Source organism: Oceanobacillus limi, from assembly GCF_900111445.1.
Lineage (GTDB): Bacteria > Bacillota > Bacilli > Bacillales > Amphibacillaceae > Ornithinibacillus > Ornithinibacillus limi.
The window spans coordinates 1-25,485 of the sequence record NZ_FOHE01000025.1 but is presented as its reverse complement, the minus strand read 5'-3'; the positions used below and the strand labels follow the sequence as shown (position 1 = coordinate 25,485).

Genomic DNA, 25,485 nt, shown 5'->3' with positions numbered 1-25,485 from the left:
TATCTAATCCAATCATCTGATATTCAACCACCTCTAATACACTTTGTAGATGTTACTTCACCAAATTCATGATACGTTCTACGTTTTGATCCTTTCCAATCTCAAAATAATTAGCAAAAGGACAGCCGAGCTGTTGGACTCGTTCTAAGCCATTTTTAATGGTAAACTGTTCGGGTCGTAATTCCTCATTTACTTCCTCCCAAAATAAAGGCATAGATATTGTACCTTCAGCTGTTTTGCGAGGGGAGTAAGGAGCGATAATGGTTTTATCCTTTCCGTGCTGAACATAGTCAATATACATGCGTCCATTTCGTTTATTTTTCATTCGTTCGGTAGTGAACCATTCAGGTTTTTGTTTTTCTACAGTCCATGCAATTGCCTGGGTGAATACGGCTGTATTCTCGTAAGTCATGCTCCCCTCTGGAATTGGAATGTGAACTTGTAATCCCTTATTTCCGGAAGTTTTAACAAAAGATGTTAGCTCTAAATCGTCTAGTAATTGCTTAATGATTCTTGCTGCACGAATTGCCCATTCAAATTTGCTTCGATCTGGGGGATCTAAATCAAATACGATTTCGTTTGGCTGAGAACTTCCGATACGCTGGAAGGGTACATGATATTCAATTGCACCGTGATTGGCGAACCATGTTAAACTTTCGAGTGAATCACAAATGATTAATTGCTCATCACCAGACCCAACTCCCTTTACAAAGGAAGGAGCATAACTGGGACGGTGTTTTTGAAAAAATGATTCGGCTTTTACACCGTCTGGACAACGAATGATTGTCAACGCTCGTTCCTGAAGAAAGGGGAGCATATAAGGTGCAATTTCTCTTATATAAACAAGTAAGTCCCCTTTTGTTCGATTATAATCTGGCCAGTATGCTTTTTCTGTATTACTGACATCAAAGGAAGTAGGTAACATAGCCATATCTAAAGTGAACTGGTCTATTGTACAGTCGGTTGCTTTAACATTGGGAAGTATGGAATCGAATTCTGGTTCTCGTAATTCGCCACGATAAATGTCCAATGTATGAATGGCAGCACATATGGCAGGTGGTAAGAGGTACCTATCATTTTGCTTCTCTCCATTTTGTACAAAGAGCTGTTTTACTGTAGCAAAAGCTTCTGCATCCAGACCGTGTTTGCATTTACCGACTTCCACCATATCATTTCCATGGAATACACAAACGTCAAAATACCCATTATTACTGTCATACGCAGTTAAAAACCCTCGAAAGGTTCGCCAGTTCTTTATCTTAAACCAGGCTCGATGATTTTTTCCTGGACCATAGTAGCTCCTTTTGCGTTTTGCTATTATTCCTTCTCCTTTATAGTCAAAAACAATCTTCCATAACTGCTCTGCATCTTCATACGGTTCTATGTAACGAATGCGTTCATCAAAGCCAACTAATTGAAATAAGTCAACTAGCTTTTGCTTCCGTTTTTCAAAAGGTTGCTTCTCTAATGTAGCACTTTGATACTGAATCAAGTCGAAACATAAAAAAGTAGCAGGTCTTTTAGAGGTAGCATCTTGAATGGAGGCTTTTGTTTTCAGTCGGCCGCGTTTTTGGATCCAAGAGAAGTTTGCCTGAAAACCATTATTTAAAATGACTAATTCACCATCAAACGTTAGTGGAAGATACGTCTTTACTTTGTCCATTTTGTCCTTGCAATAATGAACAATTTCAGGAAATTGCGGCGTTAAATCCTTTTTGTTTTTACTTGTTAAGGTTACACTACCGTCTTCTTTCCATTCTAATACACAACGAAAGCCATCATATTTTACTTCATATAACCATTCATCACCGATAGGTATTTCTGAGCTAGGAATGGGCTTCATTACGTCCATTTATAAAACTCCCTTCCTTCTTAAAATGAGCTTTACAAGAAGAAAATAAACAACGAGGATAAGAAGAATTAATTTCGACAAACTAAAGGAAAAGGAGGTTTTTTCATGCACACGATGTGGAAAGGTACCATTAGCTTTGGTCTAGTGAATATTCCGGTGAAACTACATGCAGCGACAGAAAACAAAGATGTTTCACTAAGGCAGCTACATAAAGAATGCCAATCACCGATTAAATATGAAAAAGTCTGTCCGGTTTGTGATCGCAAAATAGAAAATGATGAAATTGTAAAAGCATATGAATATGCCAAAAATAAATTCGTTGTTTTAGAAGAAGAGGATTTAGCTGCATTAAAAGAAGAGCAGGAAGATCGCTCTGTTGAAATTGTGGACTTTGTTAAATTGGAGGAAATTGATCCGATTTACTTTGAAAAAAGCTATTACCTATCACCAAATGAAGGTGGAGGCAAGGCATATGGATTGCTACGAGCTGCATTACAGGATACTGGGAAAATTGGCGTCGCAAAAATGATGATTCGTTCCAAGGAGCAGCTGGCGATCATTCGTATCTATGAAAACACACTTGTCGTGGAGACGATCCATTATCCAGATGAAGTACGAAATGTCCAAGATGTACCAAACGTCCCAGAAGAAACAGAAATTGCTAAAAAAGAGTTAGATACTGCTAAGATGCTGATTGATCAACTTACCACAGAATTTGAACCGGATAAATATAAGGATGAGTATCGTACGGCATTGCTTGATTTAATTGAAGAGAAAAAAGGACAAGATCAAACGACAACTGCAAAAGAAAAGCCAAAACCTGATAATGTTACGGATTTAATGGGTGCTTTGCAAGCTTCCTTAGACCGAGCGAAAAAGGATAAACCCAAACCAAAGCAACCAAAACGAAAAACAACAGCTAAAAAGAAAAAGGCGCAATAAAACGAATGTCTCCAAAACGGAGGCATTTTTTGTTGGTAAATTAGTTTAGGGACATCCTGTCTGTAGTGTATAAATGGTCATAATCGGCGTAGAAATTGTGAATTATTACAAATAGTTCACGGTACTTGAACGAATGGATAGCAATATTTAGAGAGGAAATCGACTCGAGACGCATGAAAAATTACAAACGATTACAATTCATTATCTATTTTTCATGCAACTTACAATCCAATAACAACCTTTTTAAATCGAATTTAAATCTGATTATAGCTGGTACAATACGGGTAAAACGTATTATCAGAATAGATCTATCCCTTTTGTTGTGGGTAGTAAATGTTAGGTAATCCCTTCTAGTTAACATAGTTACAAGACTTAGAGTGAAATAGTAGGGAAGAGTTAACAGCCAGTGGATAGCAGATCGTATTTTACTCAATAGTGAGGAATGGGAAAGTGACGTAGATTACCGTTATCGAGTACTGACATTTCTAATGGTTACTTGTGGAAGCCATCATCGATAACCACTGCCTTACTTATTGAGGATTTATTTTTATTTAAAGAGGTGTGCAACATGGAGAGAAATGCTTACTTTGACAACGCCAAACTACTATTGATCTTTTTAGTTGTATTTGGTCATGTAATTCAACCAATTACAATTGATTCGACAGGAGTAAATACACTGTATAAGTGGATTTATACGTTTCATATGCCAGCGTTTATATTTTTAGCAGGTTTCTTTGCGAAAGGCTCTGGTGATAAAAATTATCTATTAAAATTAGCCAAAAAACTACTTTTACCATATGTTATTTTCCAATTCATTTATTCAAGCTATTATATTTACATTGGGGATTCTGTCCGTCTGACGGATTTATTTCATCCACATTGGTCCTTATGGTTTTTATTTAGCTTGTTTAGTTGGCATATCCTCTTGTATTGGTTTAAAAGAATTCCGGCAGTATATAGTATTTCCATAACTGTTCTAATCGGATTAATTGTAGGTTATTTTCCAGAGATTGGACATCAATTTAGTTTATCTCGGACGTTTGTTTTCTTTCCATTTTTCCTACTAGGTTATTTAGTAACTACCGATCATGTGATGCGCCTAAAGCAAAAGAGCTTCCGAATTACCTCTATCATCGTTATGACCATTGTAGCTCTAGCAATTTACTATGCTCCAGAATTCAACTCAGGATGGCTCCTTGCATCCAAGTCATATGGTGATCTTGGAATGCCGGAATATGGAGGGGCTGCTCGGCTATTAGTTTATATTACGGCTACGCTAATGGCGATGAGTGTGTTAGCATGGGTACCCAATAAACAATATAAGTTTACGAAGCTAGGAACAAGAACGTTGTATGTTTATTTATTACACGGGATCTTCATCCAATACTTCCGACAAAATGATGTCTTCTATGTCGATGGTGTAATTGATTTGTTTGGTCTAGCAGTCATTTCTGCAGGGATAGTACTTCTTTTATCGAGTCGTCCTATTTTAAGTATTAGTCAGCCGATAATTGAGGGGAAAGCATCCATTCTAAAAAAATATGTTGCAAGCAAATAATTGAGCTGAAAATGAAACCAAAAGGTTGTTTCATACGTCTAATATGTTGTACCCCCCTTTTAAAGAGAAGTATATAAATAGTGTAAAACAGGCCACAACTAGGGTGGCCTGTTTTATGTGCTTTTTCCTAAAATAGTTAATTAGATTAGGGGGTTACTCATAAGCTAATAAAAAGCAAAAAGAAATTTATTGAAATTCTTCCTGCATGAATTCGAATATTCTTCCGTAGCATAACTCACCTTCTTCATCCAATTACCTTATCCAATCAAGTAATAAACGAAGTTCGAGGTCTGGGTTTATTAGGAGCTATTAGTTTGAGAAGCACTATTAATGCACCCCTTGCACCAATAGTTGTCCAAGAAGCATTAAAACGCGGTTTGCTTTGTCGTGCAGTTCTATATGATGGGCAGGATACATTAGCATTTGCCCCACCATTTATAATCACAAAAGAACAAGTGGAACAAATTATTGCGATTCTTCATGAGGCTTTGTTAGTGGTCGGAAAGAGCTTGTAATAGTTTAATTAATTTAATTACTAGGCATTCGCTAGCTAGTAATTATGTAGGAAAGTTCGTAAAGACCAAAGTCCCATATATGGAAACCAGTAAAAATTATAAAGCGAATCCGAAAACGCTGTGCCAGATATTCTGGCGACTAACGTAACGAGGATTCGCTTAAATTTTGGCGTTTTTGCATTTTGATTAAAACAACAGGTGGGCAATTCCGACAATAACCGGTAATGTAATAATTGTTCGTAATAAGAAAATAACGATTAGATCCTTAAAGGATACCGGTACTTTGGAACCGAGTAACAGTCCACCAACTTCAGACATATAAATGAGCTGAGTAACAGATAGTGCAGCAATGATGAATCGAGTTATTTCTGCCTCAATTGACGCACCTATAATTGCTGGAAGAAACATATCGGCAAATCCAATTAATATGGTTTGGGATGCTTCTTCGGCAAATGGAACTTGCAACAATTCTAGGATTGGAATAAAGGGCATTCCGAGCCATGCGAATACAGGTGTGTTTTCCGCAATAATCAAAGCTATTAAGCCAAATGCCATAACTACTGGTGCAACTCCCATCCACATATCCAATACGTTTTGACCACCATCTTTGAAAAACTTCGTAATACTAGTTTCTTTTTTACTTCGTTCAATTGCTTTTTGGTAGCCAAATGTAAATGTGTTATGTTCAGCAGGAACTTCTTCCTCAATACCAGTTGCTGACTCATTTACATACGTATCTGACTTCCTGGATAGTGGTGGAATTCTTGGCATAATTAATGCAGCGACTAAGCCTGCTATAAGTACAGTTGCATAAAATGGAAGAAACATATACTCTAATTCAACTTCTGATATCACAACTAAGGTAAAGGTAATGGAAACAACAGAAAAGGTGGTACCAATTACAGCAGCTTCTCGCTTGGTATAGTAACCTTCTTCATATTGCTTACTTGTTAAAAGAACACCAATCGTACCATCGCCGATCCATGATGCTAAGGAGTCAATGGATGATCGACCAGGCAGTTTGAATAATGGACGCATTACTTTTGTCATTAATGTTCCAAACAATTCCATTAAACCAAAGTTCATTAATAATGGCAGTAGTAAACCAGCGAATAGAAAGACAGCAAATAAAACATGTAATAAGTCATCTAGAAGTAATTGTCCGGTGTCTGCGCCATGAACAGCTTCAGGGCCGATCTGGAAATAGACCATAATAGCAAAGATTGCCGCAAGTACCCTTGTTAACGTCCAGAACATACTCGTATAAAACAAATTCCGAAAAAATGGTGCACGAGTAAATACGTTTGGACCACTGATTCGAGCGAAAACAGTGAAAATCGCAGTAACCGTTATGATGATCATCATAATCAAGGACAGATGATTAGCTAAGATTTCCTGTACCCAATTCGCTAAAATAGCAATTGGAATGGTAAACCCCTCATCAGTTTGTACTGGTGTAATAAAAAATAAAATACCGATTAACGAAGGGAGTATAAATTTAAGATGCTCCCAAAATGAATAATTTCTTTTCTTCATAAAACCCCGCCTTATCCAGTTAAGTATATACGTAAATCCTTCATTAGAAGGAATATTCATAGATTGCTATTGTATTCCTGCTTTTTATAAAATCCAACTATAAAAGTATAAAGCATGTATAAATATGTGTCAAAATTAATATTAATGCATATATATACTATTTTAGCTTCTGGTTTATTTTTAACGAGATATGCTGAAAATAACCAAAGCTTTCTAAATAGATTGTTGTTTTTAAGTCCGATCCATAGTAGGAATTTGTTGTACTTTTCGAAACGGATGTACCACAAAGTGGAAAACAGGATTCCCTCGGCAGTCCTCACTTTAAAGATTGGTGTAGAATCATATGCAAAATACAACATATTATGTAGAAAGAACGAATGAGAACGTAAAAAACTTTAAAAAACAATTATTTTTGAATATTTTAAGTTAATAGTATTGATAACGTGAATAAATGTATGTACAATATAACGTACATGGTGGATAGTATTTCGTGGGGGGGTATAGCGTATGAAGAGCTTTTTGCAATTATGTAGGGATACGGAAAAAAAACTTGGTCGAAAGCTTCTTGAACAAGAAGTTGAGTTTTTGCAATGGGTTTCTGAGCGCTATATAGAGGAAGAAAGAAAGAAAAAATGTATTAGTTAAATGATTGTTCTTTCTTGTACACCTAATGAAATTGTTTGGCGCAAAAACATAGAAGCGAACGAATATTCACTACATATCAGATCGGAATACGAGAAATAACTTACGATGAAGCCTAGGCAATTGCCAATAAGGGGCTTTTTTTAATTGGTTTAAAAACCTTATCGGATTTCACCAGGTTCAAAAAATGGTATACTAATTTCTAAGGTTATTTTTAGTAAAGGAGTTGTCGGCATGGCAGTCGCTGATGAGACAATCATTGAGAAAATGATTCAAGAATTGCAAAAGGCAAACAAACAATCGAATCAATCAAAGAAACGAAAACATATTGAAAATGTCCGTTTATTATGTGATCTATTTTTGCCAGAAAAAGAACTGGAAGAAGACTTCTCTTCAAACGATTTGAATGAGGAGATAACTCCAGAAGAAATGAAAGCAATGTTGGGAGAGACGAATTCGACAACGTCGAAGTCTAATACCTCTTATCGAAAAACAACAGCTCTTGATGAAGACGATGCAAACGGCAAATCACTTTTTGATTTTTAGTAGGGAGAGATATAAATGAAGCTATTTTTACTATTGGGTGCTCTAAATGGGTTTTTAGCTGTTGCCCTAGGTGCATTTGGTGCACATGGACTAGAGGGGAAACTGTCTGAGAAAGCATTGAATACGTGGGAAAAAGCTGTAAACTATCAAATGTTTCATACCATGGCATTACTTGTGACAGGATTACTTATAACAAGGATTGAAACGGCTGGAATACAGTGGGCTGGATGGACATTTTTTATTGGTATTCTACTATTCTCCGGTAGTCTTTATATCTATTCGATATCGGGAATAAAAACCTTTGCTATGATTACACCACTTGGAGGAGTTGCCTTTTTAATTGGTTGGGTATTGCTTGGTTATGCAGTTGTAAAATTCTTATAAGTACAGTAGAAAAAAGGTAGCTAACAAAAAAATGGAAGTCGCACGTAAAAATTGCTTTCCTGCGTGTTGCTTTTTGAATGTATGCATAGCAATAAGTCCGTCACAAAGCAGGCTTACTGCTACTAAATATAAGCTTAGGATGATTAGAATAATGCTAACCTGAATAATGGCTATTAGTCCAAGGATAATAGCAAGTCCTATTGTAGCCAATTCACCGATAATAAATTTTTCATAAGGATGTCGCATTAAATCGCCCCGCATCGATGGTTATAGAGGAGGATGGTACAAAATGTACCATCCTCTTTTACATAATAAATCCCTTATAGAACTGGCATAAGACCTCCGCTTCAAACCTAGGAGGGTAAAACTAGGAAACTTAAGTGGGGATCAACTGAGAGTCAAATGTCCGTTGCATTCATTAAATAGCAGGAGATATGCCCCCTCTGAATACAGGTTTATCTAGGAGAAAAACTTGAAAATTGACCTGTTGTTGCCCCGTAAGGATATTCATAGTTAAGTTCCTCATCGAAAGTCACATAGTCCAAGTAAACCATTAATAATAAATAGCGTTTTCCTGTTTGTGGGTCGCTAAGTATAATATGGTCTCGACCTGCAGCCTCAATGATACCTCTAAATTTTTTCGCATTCCATTCTTTGTTTCCTTCGAATGTCATATATACCGTTGCTTGCTTTCCACGATTTAACCGTAAAATGTTTTCAATATAGGATTGCTCCATCGGAAGCATTCCCGGTACATCTGGTGCCTGCTGCTGTGGTATTTGTTGCTGAGGTATTTGCTGCTGAGGCATTTGCTGTGTCTGAGGATATTGAAATTGTCTGTAATTATAAGCTGGATAAAATGCTGGAGATGATTGTGGAAAGTAGTAATAAGGGTATTGACCATTATTATATTGTTGTTTTTGGTTCTTTTCTGGACTTTCACTCATTTATAAAACCTCCTAAAATATAGTACATAGGTATACTTCACAGGCACTGATAAATTCAACTACCTGTGATCATATCAAATAAGGTAATCAGCTTGAGATGGAGTGTAGAAACAACTTTAACCTCTCTGTACTCCATTGGTCGAACCACAATGCAGGAAATTGACGTCTAATTCCAAAATATCAACCAGTATGACACCTCAATTCTGTATACCTTGCTGCAAAGTTTACTCAGATTATATGTATGCAAATATGGGCAAATAGATGACAGTTTTTTGGGAATTTGTACATGGTTAGGTTGATTTGATTACTAATATATTCTTATGTTAGAGAGCGAAGGAGTATGAGTATGAATGAATAAGTGGATGTAATTGGTTTCATAGAGGGAATGAAGGCCAAAACGCACTAGTAATAAAATTATGTTATGGAGGTCAACAACCAGTTCATCCCAGTAACAAGCTTGTTACATAAAAAAAGCATGCGAAATCATCACGATTTCGCATGCTATATGAGGTTCTCTATACATGTAGGAAGGATGCAATATCTTCTTTTTTCAGGATATTTCCGATAAAGAATTCACCAAACTCCCCATATTTAGAGCTTACTTCATCAAAGCGCATTTCATATACGATTTTCTTGAATTCTAAAGGATCGTGTGCAAATAAGGTAACTCCCCATTCCCAGTTATCTAGTCCGATAGAACCTGTAATGAATTGTTTGATCTTATTTGCGTATTTACGGCCAGTCAAACTGTGTTCATAAAGTAATTTACCACGAACATTCTTTTCAAGTGTATACCAATTTTCATCACCTGCACGACGTCTGTCCATTGGGTAAAAACAAATATGTTCCCATTTTGGTAGGATTGGTTTTAATCGTGCTTGTGTTTCTGGTAATGTTTCTGGGTCGACACCATCTTTTGCAGGACGATATTTAGAAAGCTCAATAATGGAAACATAAGAATGAGCAGGAATTAAGAACTCAGCAAATTTAGATTTATTGAACTCGGTTTCTAATTCGTTGATCTCATCCAAGGTTGGACGTAGGAACATGAACATTAGATCTGCTTTTTGTCCAACAACTTTATACATGGCATGACTGCCATTTTTTGCTTCCTCCACTGTATCCCATTTAGTGACCAGCTTTTCAAAACTTTTAATTGCTTCTTGTCTTTCTGCTTCGGATGCTAACTTCCAGGATGCCCAATCAATTGTACGTAAATCGTGTAGGCTCCACCAACCATCCATTGTTTCGACTGCTTCTACCATTATGTATCTCTCCTTTATGTTAAGAAGGTTTTTAATTTGATTATGTATTTACTATATCACAACAAGGGAATGTTAATCACGGACGAGGTCTTTTTGAACAAACTGTGAAAACGTTGATTTTTCAAGGTTTTTAGAAAGGAGAGGACACGGCAAAAGGAACAATGTCAACAATTTGTCAATAATTGCGGAGTGTGATTCCTTTAACTGTTTCGCGAAATATACTATTATCTGTAATGGACATGGCTAAAATTTCATTAGTTGATACATATTATGGACATAGATTAAATGGAGGTATTGAAATGAGTAACTTATTTGATGAATTAACAGCAAAGATCAAAGGCGCAGATAAAACAATTGTCTTTCCTGAGGGGACAGATGAGCGTATTTTAACAGCAGCAAGTAAGTTGAGTACAGAGGGTATTTTGAAACCAATACTTATCGGCAACAAACAAGAAATGGAACAAACAGCGCAGCAAACAGATGTGGACATTTCTAAGTGTGACATGATTAACCCAAGTGAATATGAAAAAATGGATGACATGGTCGCAGCTTTTGTCGAGCGTCGTAAAGGAAAAGCAACAGAAGAAGATGCTCGCAAGATCCTATTGGATGAAAATTATTTCGGTACGATGCTTGTATACATGAATGAAGCGGATGGTCTTGTTAGTGGTGCAGCTCATTCTACAGCAGACACTGTTCGTCCAGCACTACAAATTATTAAAACAAAAGAAGGAATTAAGAAAACGTCCGGTGTGTTTATCATGGTTCGGGATGAAGAGAAATACGTATTTGCGGATTGTGCGATTAATATCGCGCCAGATAGCAATGATTTAGCGGAGATTGCGGTTGGATCTGCTGAAACAGGAAAATTATTTGGTGTGGACCCACGCGTTGCGATGCTTAGCTTCTCGACAAAAGGTTCAGCGAAATCGGAAGAAACTGAAAAGGTAGAGCAGGCATTGCAAATTGCAAAGGAAAAGGATCCATCACTTGTTATTGATGGTGAATTTCAATTTGACGCGGCCTTTGTTCCAAGTGTTGCAGCGAAAAAAGCACCAGAATCTGAGATTAAAGGGGATGCAAATGTATTTGTTTTCCCAAGCCTAGAAGCTGGAAACATTGGTTATAAAATCGCCCAACGTCTTGGTGGTTTTGAGGCAGTTGGTCCAATCCTTCAAGGTTTAAACAAACCAGTAAATGACTTATCACGTGGCTGCAGTGCAGAGGATGTATATAACTTAGCATTAATAACAGCTGCTCAGGCATAACGTAAAAAGCTCGCATTGATGGTTATCCTCAAAAGTTAGATTTTTTCTCTAACTTTCAGAGGTCACCATAGTTGCGAGCTTCTTTTTATCCATAATTTTATTTTAAAAAAGACAATCCGATAATTAATTCGTTACTATCTCTTGTACCTTTTCGTTTCTTTTTACCATCTGCTCATACCGTTTATGAAATGTTGAAATTTCTTCTTTTGAAAAGGAGGTACCATCTATCAGTTGACCACTCAACTGTGTCATTGCAGCTTTTGTTCTTTCTTTCATTTCCGCAACGGTTAAAGGTTGATTTAGTAGATCGGATAGGGAGCCCATTACCTCAGGATTGACATTAGGGTAGGTGAATTTTGTTTCTTCTCCTTTAATTCCAAGGTCGTAAAAATTGCGGATAATGGATGCCCGTTCCAAGCTATTCCCTTCGACATCTAGATATATTTGAATAGCTGCAGCATCTTTAATACGACGTTGAGAAATCCCGGCAAACTTTTTGCCATTAATGCTTAAATCATAATCTCCAGGACAATAGGATTCGACAATTTCATATGCTTCAATATCCTTTGTTACATCTTGTAGCATATATCGAATGAAGCTTACCATTGCCTCATAGCATTCATGTATGGATAGGTCCTTAACACCGGGCAGTATAAGCGACAGATTTAATACCCCTTCATCCAATGCAACTGCTAGTCCGCCTGAATTGCGAACGACAACATGATATCCAGCATCTGCTAATGGTTTTACCCCATCTTCCAAATAGGGGAGACGGGCATCGGGAATGCCAAGTACAATTGTCTTCGGATGAACCCACAATCGAACAGCTGGAGGAGAGTCTCCATTGCTAATCGATGTTGCCAATGCATCATCAATGGCAAATGATGTCATTGCAGAATTTGCCACACCTTGAAAAAATTTTTCTTCTGATTGGTCAATGTATCGAAACCTCTGATGGTGTATGATTTCTTCCCAGTTTTTCATGACAGTCTCCTCTATAAAAGTTCGAATTACGTCTTTTTTCCACATGATATCTATTATATAATATTAGAAAACTTGACTATTTGCCAATTCTTTATGGTAATTAGTAGATACGTATAGAAGATGTAAGAAGGTATTTTCCAAAAACATCGAAAAGAAACGGGTTGAAAGATAAATGGCATACAAAGATGAACAATTAAATGAAGAAAAAGTATTTAAAGACCCTGTTCACCGCTATATTCACGTTCGGGACCGTGTGATATGGGATTTAATCGCAACTCCAGAATTTCAACGACTGCGTCGGATTAAACAGCTAGGAACAACAAATTTAACATTCCATGGTGCGGAACATAGTCGGTTTAATCATTCATTAGGTGTTTATGAAATTGTGCGAAGAATTATTTATAACTTCAAGGATCGCGCGCATTGGAATAACGATGAACGCCTGCTTTGTCTTTGCGCGGCTTTATTGCACGATTTGGGACATGGTCCGTTTTCCCATTCGTTTGAAAAAGTATTTAAATTGGATCATGAATATTTCACCCAGCAAATAATTCTAGGGGATACATATGTTCATGGCATTTTGGAACGGGTCCGACCGGGATTTGCGCAAGATGTTGCTGATGTGATCGGAAAAACCTATTCAGATAAGCTAGTAGTTAGTTTGATTTCCAGTCAAATTGATGCAGACCGTATGGATTACTTGCAACGCGATGCATATTTCACAGGTGTCAGCTATGGTCATTTTGATATGGAACGGATTTTACGTGTTATGCGCCCGACAGAGGATCAAGTTGTAATTAAATCCTCTGGTATGCATGCAGTAGAAGATTACATTATGAGTCGTTATCAAATGTATTGGCAAGTTTATTTTCACCCAGTAACACGGAGTGCGGAAGTCATTTTATCGAAAATTTTACACCGGGCAAAGGACTTATACGAAAATAATTATGAATTTAAGCTGAAACCAACACACTTCCTGTCCTTTTTCTCTGGTGACGTATCATTAGCAGAGTACCTAAAGCTGGACGAGGGGATTGTCCATTATTATTTCCAATTATGGCAAGAAGAAGACGATTTTATTCTAAGAGACCTATGTGAACGATTTATTAATCGTCGTTTATTTAAATATGTGGAATTTAATCCAAATAAGCAAATGAATGAGTGGATGAAGCTTCATAAGTTATTCCAAGAGATTGGGATCGACCCAGAGTATTATCTTGTTGTTGATTCTTCTTCTGACCTACCATATGATTTTTATCGTCCTGGTGAAGAAGAAGAAAGATTGCCGATTCATTTACTAATGCCAGGTGGAGGATTAAAGGAGTTATCGAGACATTCGGATATCGTAGAATCGATTTCTGGTAAAAAACGTACCGATCATAAATTATATTTTCCAAAGGACATTCTGGAAAACATAGAAGATCAGAAGAAAGCAAAGGAAATAAAAGAAATTTTGTATGGTCAAGGAGATGTATTTGATGCTAAATAATCATGCCAAACTAATGCAATTCTTTCTAGAGGCAAAAGAAGTAACCGGACGGAAAAAATTACAAAAAATGGTGTACATTCTACAATCACTAGGAGTACCATTTGAAGAAAAATACCAATTCCATTTTTATGGACCGTATTCGGAAGAGCTTTCGTTAAGAATGGAAGAGCTATGTAATCTAGGGTTTGTTCAAGAAGAAAAAGAGGAAAAAAGCAATTATTATCAATATCATTATCGAATTACGAATGATGGATTACAGTTTTTAGATCAATTCGCGTTGGACATGCCCAATTACCAAGAGCAAGTAGGAAAGCTAAACGGAAAAAGTGCACGCTTTTTGGAATTAGTATCAACGATGCTGTACTTCCATGAGCTACCACGTGCTGAAGTAGAAGAAAAGATTCACACGGTAAAACCAAAACAGAAATATAGTGATGAAGAAATTAATGAAGCGTGGCAATTTATCGATGAATTGAAGCAAGGCTTATTACAGTAAGCACAAAAGATATAGTGGAAACGTGAAATAGCCTTTCCAGTTATGCTACAATGAATAGCACAGAACTTGAGAAGGAGGATCACGTATGAGCTCAGATCAATCTTCAAATAAAAAGAAGAATAACTCATTTACTATTATAAAAGACGATTCCAATGATGGACATGGAGGCTATGGTGTTGGTGCAATTAGCTTAGAAAACATGTCATCTGTAATTGTTGATCCAAACGAGGATAAAGCCTATGTTGATATGGGAGCAATGCATGCCCGTAGTGATGTAGAGCGTCGCGTGAAGTTTTTACCGGATAAGGACGCTGTTCCAAACGGAAAGTTATATTGGATCGTGTGGGTGAATGTAGATCGAAATGAAAATGGCGATCCATATTATGCAGGAGTAACGGGATGCGAAATTCGTGTGGACCGTGAAATTAAACGTGCCTATAAATCCATGCCAGAGCATGTGACACGTATGGAGAAATCACTTAAAGGGCATATCATTGTTGAACATATGGACGAACATTCTAAAAAATTACTACGAGATTTTCTAGCTGACTTTAACGAGGAAATGTGGGAAAACTCTACAGACGAGCTGAAAGAAGCTTTACCCGAATAAGCTAAAAAAGACCGGCTTTTTAATTTTGAACTTTTTGTGACTGAATCGTGAATATTTAGCAGAAATGTTGTACTTTTGAATGGAACTTTGTAAAATATGTATACATGGGCTTACTCATGTATTACTAGGACAAAAAAGAAGCTGACTCAACTATAAGGCGGACTTATGGGAGTCAGCTTCTTTTTTTGGTTTGGTGAAGCACGCTAACACGCTAACAGCGGCCGAGAGCGCGAGATCATTGGACTAGAACCCGCAAACATCGGACGAGAGCATGCAAATTTCGAACAAGAACATGATTATCGGACGGGAGTGCGCAATTATCGGAAGAAAGATTTAACCATCATTGAGAACACACAACTCACAATTTCCACCAATTAATTCCTTTTACGCAGCCAGCCCACGCTCGTCATCAGCCCTTAATCAAAAAATACTTCAAACCATTTCTCAAATGTACCTTTCTCTTCAGTCGTGTCTTTTTCATGAAGTTCTTCTATGTCCCCATCTTCATCTCCATGCATGTGTTCTAGACAATGGTAGTCTGGTTCAGTTCCTTTTTCGAAAAACATAACCGTACTAGAATCACAATACGGGGTGGCACGATAGCCGGTCTCAGGATCGATAGGGACTGCTACGAGACCTCCAGGTGCATCAAAATGCTCCACTGGTAAGTCCTCATGAACATCTTCCATAAATCCTGCCCAGATCTTCCTGGAATATTGTCGTTCCGGTGGTTTTTCTAATCTTCGGTTATCATCATAACCTGTCCATACACCTGCAACTAAATTCGGACTATATCCAATCATCCAGCTATCGGTATTGGTTGAACCAGTTTTTCCCGCATATGTTCGGGAAAGCTGATCTGCAATCGAAGATCCAGTTACAGACATATACCCATTTAAGGACTCATCAAAAATTCCAGTCATTAACTGGGTAAGGATGAAGACTTTTTGGGGATCAAGCACAAGGCGGTGAGAAGGCTCTCCACGTTCATAAATGATCTTCCCTTCTCTATCCACAATTTGTTCAATCGTATAGCCGTTTATATCCTTCCCGCCGTTGGCTAGTCTTCCATATCCTGTTACCATTTCCTTCATCGTAACAGAACCTGTTCCTAGAGCCAGAGAAGGTACATCTGGTAATTCGCTGTTTATTCCAAACTGCTTTGCTGTATTGATCAAGGTTTCCGTTCCGAGGAACATATTTGTTCTTACGGCATAAACATTATCTGATAAGGCAATTGCCTGTGCTAGAGTAATTGGCTCATTGGCATAATAATCATTATAGTTGCTTGGTTGATAGACATTTCCATCCTCTAATTCAAATGTCGTTGGCTTGCTCATTTGCATGGTGCTAGCGGTATAACCTTTATGAAGAGCCGCATAGTAAAGAAAGGGTTTGAAGGTTGACCCTGGCATTCGTTTTGCCTGTATGGTTCGATTAAACGGACTTCGTTTATAATCTCGACCACCAACCATCGCTCGAATGGCACCACTTTTAGGATCCATTGCTAACGAACCAATTTCTACTTCACTATCCTCTGGAACATTTTTTTGAATGCTTGACTCTAAAGCCTGTTGGGCTTCTATATTTAACGTGGTGAAGATCTCAAATCCTCCAGAACGAATGGACTCTACATCTAGCTGTAATATATTCGCTGCTTCATTTAAGACAGTATCTTGAAAATACGGACCAATCCGATTGTTTTTCCCGTCTAAATGTTTGGCATATTGTAAATCCTCGCGTTCTGCTAAATAAAACTCTTCATCGGATATCACATTCTCTTGGTGCATATTCTTTAGGATTTGTTGCTGTCTTTGGGTAGCTCTAGCTTCATCGTTTAAAGGAGAATAATAGGTTGGACCCTTTGGTACCCCAGTAAGCATGGCTGCTTCTGCCACCGTTAAGTCATCTGCTGATTTTCCAAAGAAATATTTACTAGCAGTTTCAATTCCATAGGCACCATGCCCATAGTAGACTGTATTTAAGTAGCCTTCTAGTATTTCATCTTTGGAATAGAATATCTCGAGCCTTATGGTATAAAATGCTTCTTTTAGCTTTCTCATCCATGTTTTTTCATGAGATAGAAAAAGGTTTCGAGCATACTGCTGGGATAGTGTGCTTGCTCCCTCTTTGAGAGAAAGGGTTTTGATATCCGAGATGATTGCAGCAAGGATTCGTTTGATATCAAATCCGTGATGCTGGTAAAATCGTTTATCTTCTGTTAACAAAGTTGCATCGATTAATTCTGGTGGCATTTCATCTAAGTTAATCCAATACCGATTCTCTTGCCCACGTTCCTCACCGATCACTTCACCAGCTTCACTATAGTAGATGGTGTTTTGGTCGCTAGTTAGGTTTGGTGGGCCAAGTATAAATGCATATCCGTAAACCCCAGCTATAAAAATAATACCTAACGCTGTAACCCCTAATCCAATTTTGAATAGAAGCTTTCTAATTTTTTTAGTGCGATTTCTTTTTCCCATCATAAATAACTCCAATTTATTAGCAGAATTCGTATACTAAAATTTTGTAGAATCTTGTATAACATTCATTATGGGAAAACTCCGAGAGAATTAAACTTCTTCTATTACTACAATCGAAAAAAATAAATGATTAGTGGCAATAATATTATCGATTGATTAATACTGTCATTTATAGCTATAATAGTAAATTATATGTATGATTGTAGAGGCGATTTACATGAGTCGAAAAGTAATGGTAGAACTTGAAACTACCATTGAAGATAATGGACAGAAAGAACGAAGTAACACAATGCAACAAGGTGTATTTCATCATAAGCAAAACATGGATGTACTTACATTTGAGGAGCAAACAGAGGACGGACAGCAAATTAATAATATGATCACGATTCAACAAGGAAAAGTAAGCATTAAACGATCTGGTGTCGTATCCATGCATCAACAGTTCCGATTGAATCAGACAACAGAAAATGTATTTCGTCATCCACATGGAAATATTCATATGGAGACATATACAGATGAAGTTTATTACCGTCCAATAAATGATGAACAATCAGGTCGGCTGACGATTGACTATACCGTGAAATTAAATGGACAGACAGAGCGAAAACACGCGTTACAGTTAACATACAAAGATCAAGAGGAGGATTCACAATGAACGTTTTGGCACAAACCGAAAACACATTAAAAGAACAAATAGGTGCCGCAGTGCTGCAAGCAGAACTAGCTACTAAGGAAGAAATCCCAGCGATAATTTTGGAAAAGCCAAAAGATAAAGCACATGGAGATTTTGCAACAAATATTGCCATGCAGCTAGCTCGTATTGCGAAGAAAGCTCCAAGACAAATTGCCGAGGATATTGTTGCAAATTTAGATGAGGCAAAAGCATCTGTAGAAAAAGTCGAAATTGCGGGACCTGGATTTATTAACTTTTTTATGAAAAATGACTTTTTAACCGACATCATTCCAACAATTCTTAAAGCAGAAAATGATTATGGAAAAACCGATGTAGGTAAAGGTGAGAAAGTTCAAGTGGAGTTTGTTTCCGTAAACCCGACCGGTAACCTACACTTAGGTCACGCACGTGGAGCGGCATTTGGAGACGTACTATGTAATGTATTAGCAACTGCTGGTTATGAGGTTGAGCGTGAATACTATATCAATGATGCAGGGAATCAAATTGATAATCTAGCATTGTCCGTAAATGCTCGCTACCTTCAAGCGCTTGGACAAGATGCGGAGATGCCAGAGGATGGCTATCACGGGGAAGACATTACAGAAATCGGTAAAGCACTTGCGAAAGAGCATGGAGATAAATGGGCCAATAAGGACGAAGCAGAACGTATCGCTTTTTTCAAAGAGTATGGTTTGCAGTATGAGTTAGGAAAAATCGAAGCTGACTTAAAGGATTTCCGTGTGGAGTTTGATAACTGGTTCTCGGAAAGAAGTTTATATAAAAATGAAGAGATCACCGATGTTTTAGATAAGCTAAAAGCGGCTAATTATGTCTATGAACAAGATGGTGCTACATGGTTCCGTTCCACAGATTTTGACGATGATAAGGACCGCGTATTAGTCAAGAATGATGGTGCATATACGTATTTAACACCAGATATCGCTTACCATCAAAATAAACTCGATCGTGGATTTAATAAATTAATTAATGTTTGGGGAGCTGACCATCATGGGTATATACCTAGAATGAAGGCTGCCATTCAAGCACTTGGTTATGAAGCGGAAAAACTTGAAGTGAAAATCATCCAAATGGTTAACCTGTTTGAAAAAGGTGAAAAACTTCGCATGAGCAAGCGAACAGGTAATGCTGTTTCTTTAAGGGAGTTAATGGATGAAGTAGGTGTCGATGCCGTACGATATTTCTTTGTTGCACGTTCGAATGATTCACAGCTTGATTTTGATCTTGAGCTAGCACGTTCACAGTCAAATGATAACCCTGTCTTCTATGTGCAATATGCACATGCTCGAATTTGCACGATGCTAAAACAAGCTGAAAGCAAAGGAATCGACGTGAATCAAACGTTTGATCAAAACCTATTAACAGCAGAAAAAGAGCTTGACCTATTGAAAAAGCTGGGAGAATTCCCACAAATGATTGCAGAAGCAGCAGAAAAGCAAACACCCCATAAGGTGACGCAATATGTGTTTGACTTAGCTTCATTACTACACAGCTTTTATAATGCGGAAAAAGTACTTGATATGGATAATCCTGAACTAACAAGTGCCCGAATCGCATTAATGAAAGCCGTACGAATCACCCTAGCAAACGGCCTAAACATAATAGGAGTAAAAGCCCCAGAAAAAATGTAACCAACCCAATCCCCACTTCTTAAGAAGATGGGGGTTTTTTGGTGGAAACGGTGGGACGGTTCTTCTGCTTCCTTCTCGGCTACCAGCTTTTTATTTGTACTGCATATAGCTGGCTGGCCGGCACAAATGTGACGACCTATCGCATGGTGGCACATGCTAGGCTAGCTAGTCCAGTAAGTCCTAAGAACCCCATTTCAAACTTATGAAGTAAAACAAAGAAGGTAAAGTAGAGGATCTACAAAAAGTCGAATATCCGATCCGGTCAACTAACAATTAGTGGGTGATGAAGCCCCCACTGATTGAACTTTATATACCATCAGAAAAGAAATATAATGCTCCTTGTATGGTTTTGGGTGGGGAGCAAGAAGATGTTACACGAAGTGAAATAACAAAGCTGAAGGTTGGTGTCCTAAAGAGTTAATGAATCTCATATGTTTTGGTATGGAGGCTACCAGCTTTTTAACACGGGCGAGGAGCGTTATGTTTTAGGAAAAGGTTTTCCTAGGATTTTATTCCAAAGGTAAACCGATTTTTTCTGCAGGTTAGAGAAAAATCTATCTTTACTATATTGTATGAACATACCGAAAGACTCTCCTCATAGCCCTTGAGACATAGCCAAGTTCGTAACTAGGAGGAAGCAAGAGAACCGTCCCCTCGCTTCCCTTTGAAAAATAGGTTGACTGAATGTTCATTCATAATTTATAGTAGTATTAAATAACATCTATAAGGGAGGCCATCTGTAACGAGGGAGAGCGGGTGTAGTCTAAATTTCTATCTTAATATTAAGGGAGATAGTCAATTTTTTCGAAAAAAATTTTTCTGAAAAGTGAAATCGCTATCATTTTTCGCTATAATAACAGATGAGGGGGATCGGCATAATGGATAATCTATTGCTCATTAACACAATTGCATTTATTGCTATCACAGTATATGCAATCTATCTATTTGCTAGAGTAATTGCAACTAGAGTAGCTTATATTAAGCTTGGTAAGAAATCGGAATTTGATAAGGATATAAAGGAACGAGTAAATCGAGTCATAAAGATCGTATTTGGACAGTCGAAGCTGTTAAAGGATAAAAAGTCTGGTACGATTCATGTCATGATGTTTTACGGATTTATACTAGTTCAATTTGGTGCGATTGACATGATTGTAAGAGGGTTAGCACCGGGGAGTCACTTACCATTCGGTATTTTTTATCCAGGGTTTACTTTCTTCCAAGAATTAGTAACGTTAATGATCTTGGTAGCGGTTATTTGGGCATTTTATCGCCGTTACATTGAAAAGTTGGTTCGCCTTAAACGTGGTTTCAAAGCAGGACTTGTTTTAATTTTTATTGGAACCTTGATGCTTTCTGTATTGTTTGGAAATGGAATGGCTTTAATCTGGCATGGGGAAGAACTGACATGGACCGAACCTGTTGCTAGTTTAATAGCTGGAGCCTTTGCATGGCTTCCAGAAGCAGCAGCGGTTACGCTCTTCTATATTGCGTGGTGGATACATACCATCACATTATTAACTTTCCTTGTTTATGTACCACAATCGAAACACGCGCATTTAATTGCAGCGCCGGTTAATGTGTTTTTCAGTAAGCGTGTACCAGGAAAATTGAAGAAAATAGAATTTGAGATAGATGAAGAAGACAACGAAGAGGAAATTTCATTTGGGGTTGGGAAGGTAGAAGATTTTGAACAACTGCAAATGATTGACTTTTATGCATGTGTGGAGTGCGGGCGTTGTACCGATGTTTGTCCAGCGTCAGGTACTGGAAAAATGCTATCACCAATGGATCTAATGGTTAAAATTCGTGATCACTTAACGGAAAAAGGTGCAGCTGTTACAGGGAAGTCTGCTTGGGTTCCTTCTTATGCATTTTCAAGTACGCAAGGGAATCTTGCCAGTTCTGGACAGAACGAAGCCGCAGCAACCGTGCAAAGTATGAATTTAATTGGTGACGTTATTACCGAAGAAGAAATTAATGCATGTACGACATGTCGTAACTGTGAGGATGCTTGTCCGGTTATGAATGAACATGTTGATAAGATCATTGATCTACGTCGTTACCTTGTAATGACAGAAGGTAAGATGGACTCGGATGTACAGCGCGCAGTTATGAATATCGAGCGTCAAGGAAACCCATGGGGCCTTTCCAAAAAAGATCGTATCAAATGGCGTGAAGCAGATGAGACAGCTTATATCCCAACGGTAAAAGAATTAAAGAAAGAAGGAAAAGATTTTGACTATCTTTTCTGGGTTAGTTCAATGGGATCCTTCGATAGCCGTAGTCAAAAAATTGCATTAGCTTTTGCTAAATTAATGAACCAAGCAGGTGTCAGCTTTGCTATTTTAGGAAACAAAGAGGCAAATTCAGGGGACACGGCTCGTCGAATTGGGAATGAGTTTTTATTCCAAGAGATTGCTGAGAAAAATATCAAAGAATTTACCAAGCATGATGTGAAGAAAATCGTAACGATTGACCCACATGCATACAATATTTTTAAAAATGAATATCCGGATTTTGGATTTGAAGCAGAAGTTTATCACCATACGCAAATGCTGTATGATCTTGTGATGAACGGAAAGTTAAAACCACAACGACCAATTAACGAACGATTGACTTATCATGATTCATGTTATCTAGGTAGATATAATGGCGTTTATGATCCACCGAGAGAAATTTTACGTTCTATTCCAGGCTTAGAACTCGTAGAAATGGATCGTAACCGTGAAAATGGTATGTGCTGTGGTGCTGGTGGAGGATTAATGTGGACAGAAGAAACTACTGGAAATCGCATTAATGTAGCTCGTACAGAACAGGCAATTGCGGTTCAACCATCGATGATTTCTAGTGCTTGCCCGTATTGCTTAACGATGTTAAGTGACGGTACAAAAGCCAAAGAAGTGGAAGAAGATATTAGTACAATGGATGTTGCGGAAATTCTAGCATTATCCGTACTTGTTGAAGAAGAAGAAAAAACAGCTTAATAATAAAGAGGGGTTCATTGAAAAGGGGCCCCTCTTATTATCCATAAAGGTTGAGCGAGCGTTCAATCGAATGTAGTAAGCGCTATCATCGGATGATTGTTTAGGCTAGAACGGATCAATAAAGACATAGAAAACTTGTTTTATCACCAATGCCTTTGATTGTAGTGTTGCAACAGATAGGAGGATTCAGTTCCTTCCTACCTGCGAAAAAATAAGGAGGAGATTTTTTATGAGAAAAACAGTTATTGTTTCCGGAGCAAGAACGCCATTTGGTAAGTTTGGTGGGGCCTTGTCATCGTTTTCAGCAGCACAGCTAGGAGGAAAGGCTATTCGCGAAGCTTTAGAACGTGCAGGACTAGACAGTTCAGAAATTGACGAAGTAATTATGGGTACCGTGCTACAAGGCGGTCAAGGGCAAATTCCTTCCCGTCAAGCTGCACGAGAAGCTGGGATTGACTGGAATGTAAAAACAGAAACAATTAACAAGGTTTGTGCCTCAGGATTACGCAGTGTTACATTGGCAGACCAATTAATCCGTGTAGGAGATGAGGATGTCATTGTTGCGGGTGGTATGGAGAGTATGTCACAAGCACCGTATATTTTACCAGATGCGCGCTGGGGAAATCGCATGGGCGATAAAAGCGTCAAGGATTTAATGATTCATGATGGACTTACGTGCTCCTTTACCGGTGTACATATGGGGAACTATGGAAATTCAACAGCTGATGAATTCGAACTAACCAGGGAAGCCCAAGACGAATGGTCCTATCGCAGTCATCAACGTGCAGCCAAAGCAATGGAAGATGGAAAATTTGCTGAAGAGATTGTTCCTGTTGAGGTACCGCAACGTAAAGCGGAGCCGATTGTTGTTGATACCGATGAAGCACCAAGAAAAGATACGAGTGTAGAAAAATTAGCAAAACTACGTCCAGCTTTCGATCCAAATGGAACAATTACGGCTGGGAATGCTCCAGGAGTTAATGATGGAGCGTGTGCCTTTGTCGTCATGTCGGATGAAAAAGCACAAGCATTAGGGAAAACTCCGATGGCGACTGTACTAGCGCATGCAGAAGTGGCTGTTGAGGCGAAAGACTTTCCACAAACACCAGGGCTTGTAATCAATAAATTATTTGAGAAAAGTGGATACACCAAGGATGATATAGATCTTTATGAAATCAATGAAGCATTTGCGGCTGTTTCTCTGGCAAGCGGGCAAATTGCTGATGTTGATCCTGAGAAAATTAACGTAAATGGTGGTGCCGTTGCTCTTGGCCATCCAATCGGTGCAAGTGGAGCTCGTATTATTCTAACTCTAATCCATGAATTAAAACGTCGCGGGGGCGGATTAGGAATCGCTGCAATCTGCAGTGGTGGAGGCCAAGGAGACGCCGTATTAATTGAAGTGCCGAAATAAGGTACACAACGGAAGCTATATAGAGAGCTTTAGACACGGAGTAAAATAACGGAAGAGAACATAGCATCATGTCACGGAACAGAGACACAAATGATGGGGAGGTTATAAACGATGGCAATAAAAAAAGTAATGGTAATTGGTGCAGGGCAAATGGGATCAGGTATTGCCCAAGTCTGTGCGCAAGCAGGATTTGATGTTTTATTACATGATATGAAGGAAGCAGCACTTGATAAAGGGATTTCTACTATTGAAAAATTATTAACGCGTGCAGTTGAAAAGGACCGTATTTCGGAAGCAGATAAAACCAGTACATTAGATAGGTTAACAAAGTCTACGAACCTAGAAGATGCTAAATCTTGTGATCTAGTAATCGAAGCTGTTGTAGAAAACATGGATGTTAAAACGAAAGTATTTCAGCAATTAGATGAAATAACACCGAAACATGCTATTTTAGCTTCGAATACGTCATCGCTACCTATTACTGAAATAGCTGCTGTAACCAATCGACCAGATCAAGTAATAGGGATGCATTTTATGAATCCAGTACCAGTTATGAAACTGGTAGAGATTATTCGAGGTTTACAAACAAGTGATGCAACCTATCAAGCTATTGAAAAAATGACAAACGATTTGAACAAAACACCAGTAGAAGTAAATGACTTTCCAGGCTTTGTTTCGAATCGTATCTTAATGCCAATGATTAATGAGGCAATATATACCGTTTACGAAGGGGTTGCATCACCGGAGGATGTTGACACCGTGATGAAACTTGGCATGAATCATCCAATGGGACCATTAACATTAGCGGATTTTATTGGACTAGATACTTGTCTTTATATTATGGAGGTTCTATACGAAGGGTTTGGTGACAGTAAATACCGCCCATGTCCATTACTAAGGAAATATGTAAAAGCCGGATGGCTAGGGAAGAAAACCGGTCGAGGATTTTACCAATATTAATGGTGTAGAGATTTTTGATCTGGACGGTTTGGCTTAATACAAGTTCTCGAAAACGTGGTGGCGCCCTTTTGGCTTTCGAGCTTTCGAGGGAAGATTGATAAACTTCGGGAAATGGTTGATAACTTCCGCGAAACGGTTGATAACTCTAGGGGGAGGGTTGATAACATGGAGCGAACGTCGATAATTCCATTTAAACGGTTGATAACTTGGAACGAACGTCGATAACACCCGGAAAACGGTTGATAACTTGGAACGAACGTCGATAACACCTGGAAAATGGTTGATAAC

22 protein-coding genes are annotated in these 25,485 nt (G+C 38.1%); 15 read left to right on the top strand and 7 right to left on the bottom strand.

The features are described 5' to 3' along the window. Positions 1–52 precede the first annotated feature (52 nt). Positions 53–1,852: a DNA ligase D gene (locus tag BMX40_RS17975; RefSeq protein WP_090872552.1), complete on the bottom strand. Its 1,800-nt coding sequence runs from the start codon at positions 1,850–1,852 to the stop codon at positions 53–55. Between the two features lie 105 nt (positions 1,853–1,957). Between BMX40_RS17975 and ku the strand changes: the two genes are divergently transcribed. The 3 genes from ku (at position 1,958) to BMX40_RS17960 (ending at position 4,867) form a co-directional block, all read left to right on the top strand. Then, positions 1,958–2,794: a non-homologous end joining protein Ku gene (gene ku / locus BMX40_RS17970; protein ID WP_090872550.1), complete on the top strand. Its 837-nt coding sequence runs from the start codon at positions 1,958–1,960 to the stop codon at positions 2,792–2,794. A gap of 568 nt (positions 2,795–3,362) precedes the next feature. Next, entirely contained in the window at positions 3,363–4,352 is a 990-nt protein-coding gene (locus BMX40_RS17965) for an acyltransferase family protein (RefSeq protein WP_090872548.1), read from the top strand. Positions 4,353–4,561: 209 nt separating this feature from the next. Then, entirely contained in the window at positions 4,562–4,867 is a 306-nt protein-coding gene (locus tag BMX40_RS17960) for an aminotransferase class III-fold pyridoxal phosphate-dependent enzyme (protein WP_090872546.1), read from the top strand. A 186-nt stretch (positions 4,868–5,053) separates the two neighbouring features. Here BMX40_RS17960 and BMX40_RS17955 read toward each other — a convergent pair whose 3' ends face one another. Further along, positions 5,054–6,403 (bottom strand): YjiH family protein, encoded by a 1,350-nt coding sequence (locus BMX40_RS17955; protein ID WP_090872544.1) that lies wholly within the window; start codon positions 6,401–6,403, stop codon positions 5,054–5,056. Between the two features lie 507 nt (positions 6,404–6,910). Here BMX40_RS17955 and BMX40_RS20430 point away from each other — a divergent pair. The 3 genes from BMX40_RS20430 (at position 6,911) to BMX40_RS17945 (ending at position 7,975) form a co-directional block, all read left to right on the top strand. Then, positions 6,911–7,048 carry a hypothetical protein gene (locus BMX40_RS20430; RefSeq protein WP_170840843.1) on the top strand — a complete coding sequence of 46 codons (138 nt, stop codon included), beginning with the start codon at positions 6,911–6,913 and terminating at the stop codon, positions 7,046–7,048. A gap of 231 nt (positions 7,049–7,279) precedes the next feature. Next, a complete protein-coding gene (locus tag BMX40_RS17950; protein WP_090872541.1) occupies positions 7,280–7,591 on the top strand; it encodes a YwdI family protein in 312 nt (103 codons plus the stop codon). A gap of 15 nt (positions 7,592–7,606) precedes the next feature. Further along, positions 7,607–7,975 (top strand): DUF423 domain-containing protein, encoded by a 369-nt coding sequence (locus BMX40_RS17945; RefSeq protein WP_090872539.1) that lies wholly within the window; start codon positions 7,607–7,609, stop codon positions 7,973–7,975. Here BMX40_RS17945 and BMX40_RS17940 read toward each other — a convergent pair. From BMX40_RS17940 to hemQ, 3 genes are all read right to left on the bottom strand, one after another. After that, positions 7,970–8,236: a hypothetical protein gene (locus BMX40_RS17940; protein ID WP_244513650.1), complete on the bottom strand. Its 267-nt coding sequence runs from the start codon at positions 8,234–8,236 to the stop codon at positions 7,970–7,972. The genes BMX40_RS17945 and BMX40_RS17940 overlap by 6 nt on opposite strands. A 194-nt stretch (positions 8,237–8,430) precedes the next feature. After that, positions 8,431–8,922, bottom strand: a complete 492-nt coding sequence (gene gerQ, locus BMX40_RS17935) for a spore coat protein GerQ (RefSeq protein WP_090872535.1) — start codon at positions 8,920–8,922, stop codon at positions 8,431–8,433. A gap of 515 nt (positions 8,923–9,437) precedes the next feature. Beyond that, positions 9,438–10,187 carry a hydrogen peroxide-dependent heme synthase gene (gene hemQ, locus BMX40_RS17930; RefSeq protein WP_090872533.1) on the bottom strand — a complete coding sequence of 250 codons (750 nt, stop codon included), beginning with the start codon at positions 10,185–10,187 and terminating at the stop codon, positions 9,438–9,440. Positions 10,188–10,486: 299 nt separating this feature from the next. Between hemQ and pta the strand changes: the two genes are divergently transcribed. After that, positions 10,487–11,455: a phosphate acetyltransferase gene (gene pta, locus BMX40_RS17925; RefSeq protein WP_090872531.1), complete on the top strand. Its 969-nt coding sequence runs from the start codon at positions 10,487–10,489 to the stop codon at positions 11,453–11,455. A 123-nt stretch (positions 11,456–11,578) separates the two neighbouring features. Here the strand turns inward: pta and BMX40_RS17920 are convergent, their stop codons facing one another. Further along, the gene (locus BMX40_RS17920) at positions 11,579–12,439 is read right to left on the bottom strand and encodes a lipoate--protein ligase family protein (RefSeq protein WP_090872529.1); all 861 of its coding nucleotides are present in this window, start codon (positions 12,437–12,439) and stop codon (positions 11,579–11,581) included. A gap of 172 nt (positions 12,440–12,611) precedes the next feature. Here BMX40_RS17920 and BMX40_RS17915 point away from each other — a divergent pair, with 172 nt between their 5' ends. From BMX40_RS17915 to BMX40_RS17905, 3 genes are all read left to right on the top strand, one after another. Then, positions 12,612–13,928: an HD domain-containing protein gene (locus tag BMX40_RS17915; RefSeq protein WP_090872528.1), complete on the top strand. Its 1,317-nt coding sequence runs from the start codon at positions 12,612–12,614 to the stop codon at positions 13,926–13,928. Next, a complete protein-coding gene (locus BMX40_RS17910; RefSeq protein ID WP_090872526.1) occupies positions 13,918–14,424 on the top strand; it encodes a YwgA family protein in 507 nt (168 codons plus the stop codon). Before BMX40_RS17915 ends, BMX40_RS17910 begins: the two co-directional genes overlap by 11 nt. 85 nt (positions 14,425–14,509) lie before the next feature. Further along, positions 14,510–15,034 carry a YwhD family protein gene (locus BMX40_RS17905; protein ID WP_090872525.1) on the top strand — a complete coding sequence of 175 codons (525 nt, stop codon included), beginning with the start codon at positions 14,510–14,512 and terminating at the stop codon, positions 15,032–15,034. A gap of 416 nt (positions 15,035–15,450) precedes the next feature. Here the strand turns inward: BMX40_RS17905 and BMX40_RS17900 are convergent, their stop codons facing one another. Further along, the gene (locus tag BMX40_RS17900) at positions 15,451–17,517 is read right to left on the bottom strand and encodes a transglycosylase domain-containing protein (RefSeq protein ID WP_090872524.1); all 2,067 of its coding nucleotides are present in this window, start codon (positions 17,515–17,517) and stop codon (positions 15,451–15,453) included. Positions 17,518–17,734: 217 nt separating this feature from the next. Here BMX40_RS17900 and BMX40_RS17895 point away from each other — a divergent pair, with 217 nt between their 5' ends. The 5 genes from BMX40_RS17895 (at position 17,735) to BMX40_RS17875 (ending at position 25,197) form a co-directional block, all read left to right on the top strand. Continuing rightward, a complete protein-coding gene (locus tag BMX40_RS17895; RefSeq protein WP_090872523.1) occupies positions 17,735–18,172 on the top strand; it encodes a YwiB family protein in 438 nt (145 codons plus the stop codon). Then, entirely contained in the window at positions 18,169–19,839 is a 1,671-nt protein-coding gene (gene argS / locus BMX40_RS17890; protein WP_090872522.1) for an arginine--tRNA ligase, read from the top strand. Before BMX40_RS17895 ends, argS begins: the two co-directional genes overlap by 4 nt. Positions 19,840–20,717: 878 nt before the next feature. Beyond that, positions 20,718–22,823, top strand: coding sequence for a heterodisulfide reductase-related iron-sulfur binding cluster (locus tag BMX40_RS17885; protein WP_090872520.1), 2,106 nt, complete (start codon positions 20,718–20,720; stop codon positions 22,821–22,823). Between the two features lie 229 nt (positions 22,824–23,052). Then, the gene (locus BMX40_RS17880; protein ID WP_090872518.1) at positions 23,053–24,237 is read left to right on the top strand and encodes an acetyl-CoA C-acetyltransferase; all 1,185 of its coding nucleotides are present in this window, start codon (positions 23,053–23,055) and stop codon (positions 24,235–24,237) included. Positions 24,238–24,348: 111 nt separating this feature from the next. Beyond that, complete coding sequence (locus BMX40_RS17875) at positions 24,349–25,197, top strand: 3-hydroxybutyryl-CoA dehydrogenase (protein ID WP_090872516.1); 849 nt, start codon at positions 24,349–24,351, stop codon at positions 25,195–25,197. Positions 25,198–25,485: the final 288 nt, after the last annotated feature.

Bases quoted from the DNA above. Each gene is read 5' to 3' on its own strand.
- BMX40_RS17975 (WP_090872552.1), bottom strand. From the start codon at position 1,852: ATGGACGTAATGAAGCCCATTCCTAGCTCAGAAATACCTATCGGTGAT.
- ku (WP_090872550.1), top strand. From the start codon at position 1,958: ATGCACACGATGTGGAAAGGTACCATTAGCTTTGGTCTAGTGAATATT.
- BMX40_RS17965 (WP_090872548.1), top strand. From the start codon at position 3,363: ATGGAGAGAAATGCTTACTTTGACAACGCCAAACTACTATTGATCTTT.
- BMX40_RS17955 (WP_090872544.1), bottom strand. From the start codon at position 6,403: ATGAAGAAAAGAAATTATTCATTTTGGGAGCATCTTAAATTTATACTC.
- BMX40_RS20430 (WP_170840843.1), top strand. From the start codon at position 6,911: ATGAAGAGCTTTTTGCAATTATGTAGGGATACGGAAAAAAAACTTGGT.
- BMX40_RS17950 (WP_090872541.1), top strand. From the start codon at position 7,280: ATGGCAGTCGCTGATGAGACAATCATTGAGAAAATGATTCAAGAATTG.
- BMX40_RS17945 (WP_090872539.1), top strand. From the start codon at position 7,607: ATGAAGCTATTTTTACTATTGGGTGCTCTAAATGGGTTTTTAGCTGTT.
- BMX40_RS17940 (WP_244513650.1), bottom strand. From the start codon at position 8,236: ATGCGGGGCGATTTAATGCGACATCCTTATGAAAAATTTATTATCGGT.
- gerQ (WP_090872535.1), bottom strand. From the start codon at position 8,922: ATGAGTGAAAGTCCAGAAAAGAACCAAAAACAACAATATAATAATGGT.
- hemQ (WP_090872533.1), bottom strand. From the start codon at position 10,187: ATGGTAGAAGCAGTCGAAACAATGGATGGTTGGTGGAGCCTACACGAT.
- pta (WP_090872531.1), top strand. From the start codon at position 10,487: ATGAGTAACTTATTTGATGAATTAACAGCAAAGATCAAAGGCGCAGAT.
- BMX40_RS17920 (WP_090872529.1), bottom strand. From the start codon at position 12,439: ATGAAAAACTGGGAAGAAATCATACACCATCAGAGGTTTCGATACATT.
- BMX40_RS17915 (WP_090872528.1), top strand. From the start codon at position 12,612: ATGGCATACAAAGATGAACAATTAAATGAAGAAAAAGTATTTAAAGAC.
- BMX40_RS17910 (WP_090872526.1), top strand. From the start codon at position 13,918: ATGCTAAATAATCATGCCAAACTAATGCAATTCTTTCTAGAGGCAAAA.
- BMX40_RS17905 (WP_090872525.1), top strand. From the start codon at position 14,510: ATGAGCTCAGATCAATCTTCAAATAAAAAGAAGAATAACTCATTTACT.
- BMX40_RS17900 (WP_090872524.1), bottom strand. From the start codon at position 17,517: ATGGGAAAAAGAAATCGCACTAAAAAAATTAGAAAGCTTCTATTCAAA.
- BMX40_RS17895 (WP_090872523.1), top strand. From the start codon at position 17,735: ATGAGTCGAAAAGTAATGGTAGAACTTGAAACTACCATTGAAGATAAT.
- argS (WP_090872522.1), top strand. From the start codon at position 18,169: ATGAACGTTTTGGCACAAACCGAAAACACATTAAAAGAACAAATAGGT.
- BMX40_RS17885 (WP_090872520.1), top strand. From the start codon at position 20,718: ATGGATAATCTATTGCTCATTAACACAATTGCATTTATTGCTATCACA.
- BMX40_RS17880 (WP_090872518.1), top strand. From the start codon at position 23,053: ATGAGAAAAACAGTTATTGTTTCCGGAGCAAGAACGCCATTTGGTAAG.
- BMX40_RS17875 (WP_090872516.1), top strand. From the start codon at position 24,349: ATGGCAATAAAAAAAGTAATGGTAATTGGTGCAGGGCAAATGGGATCA.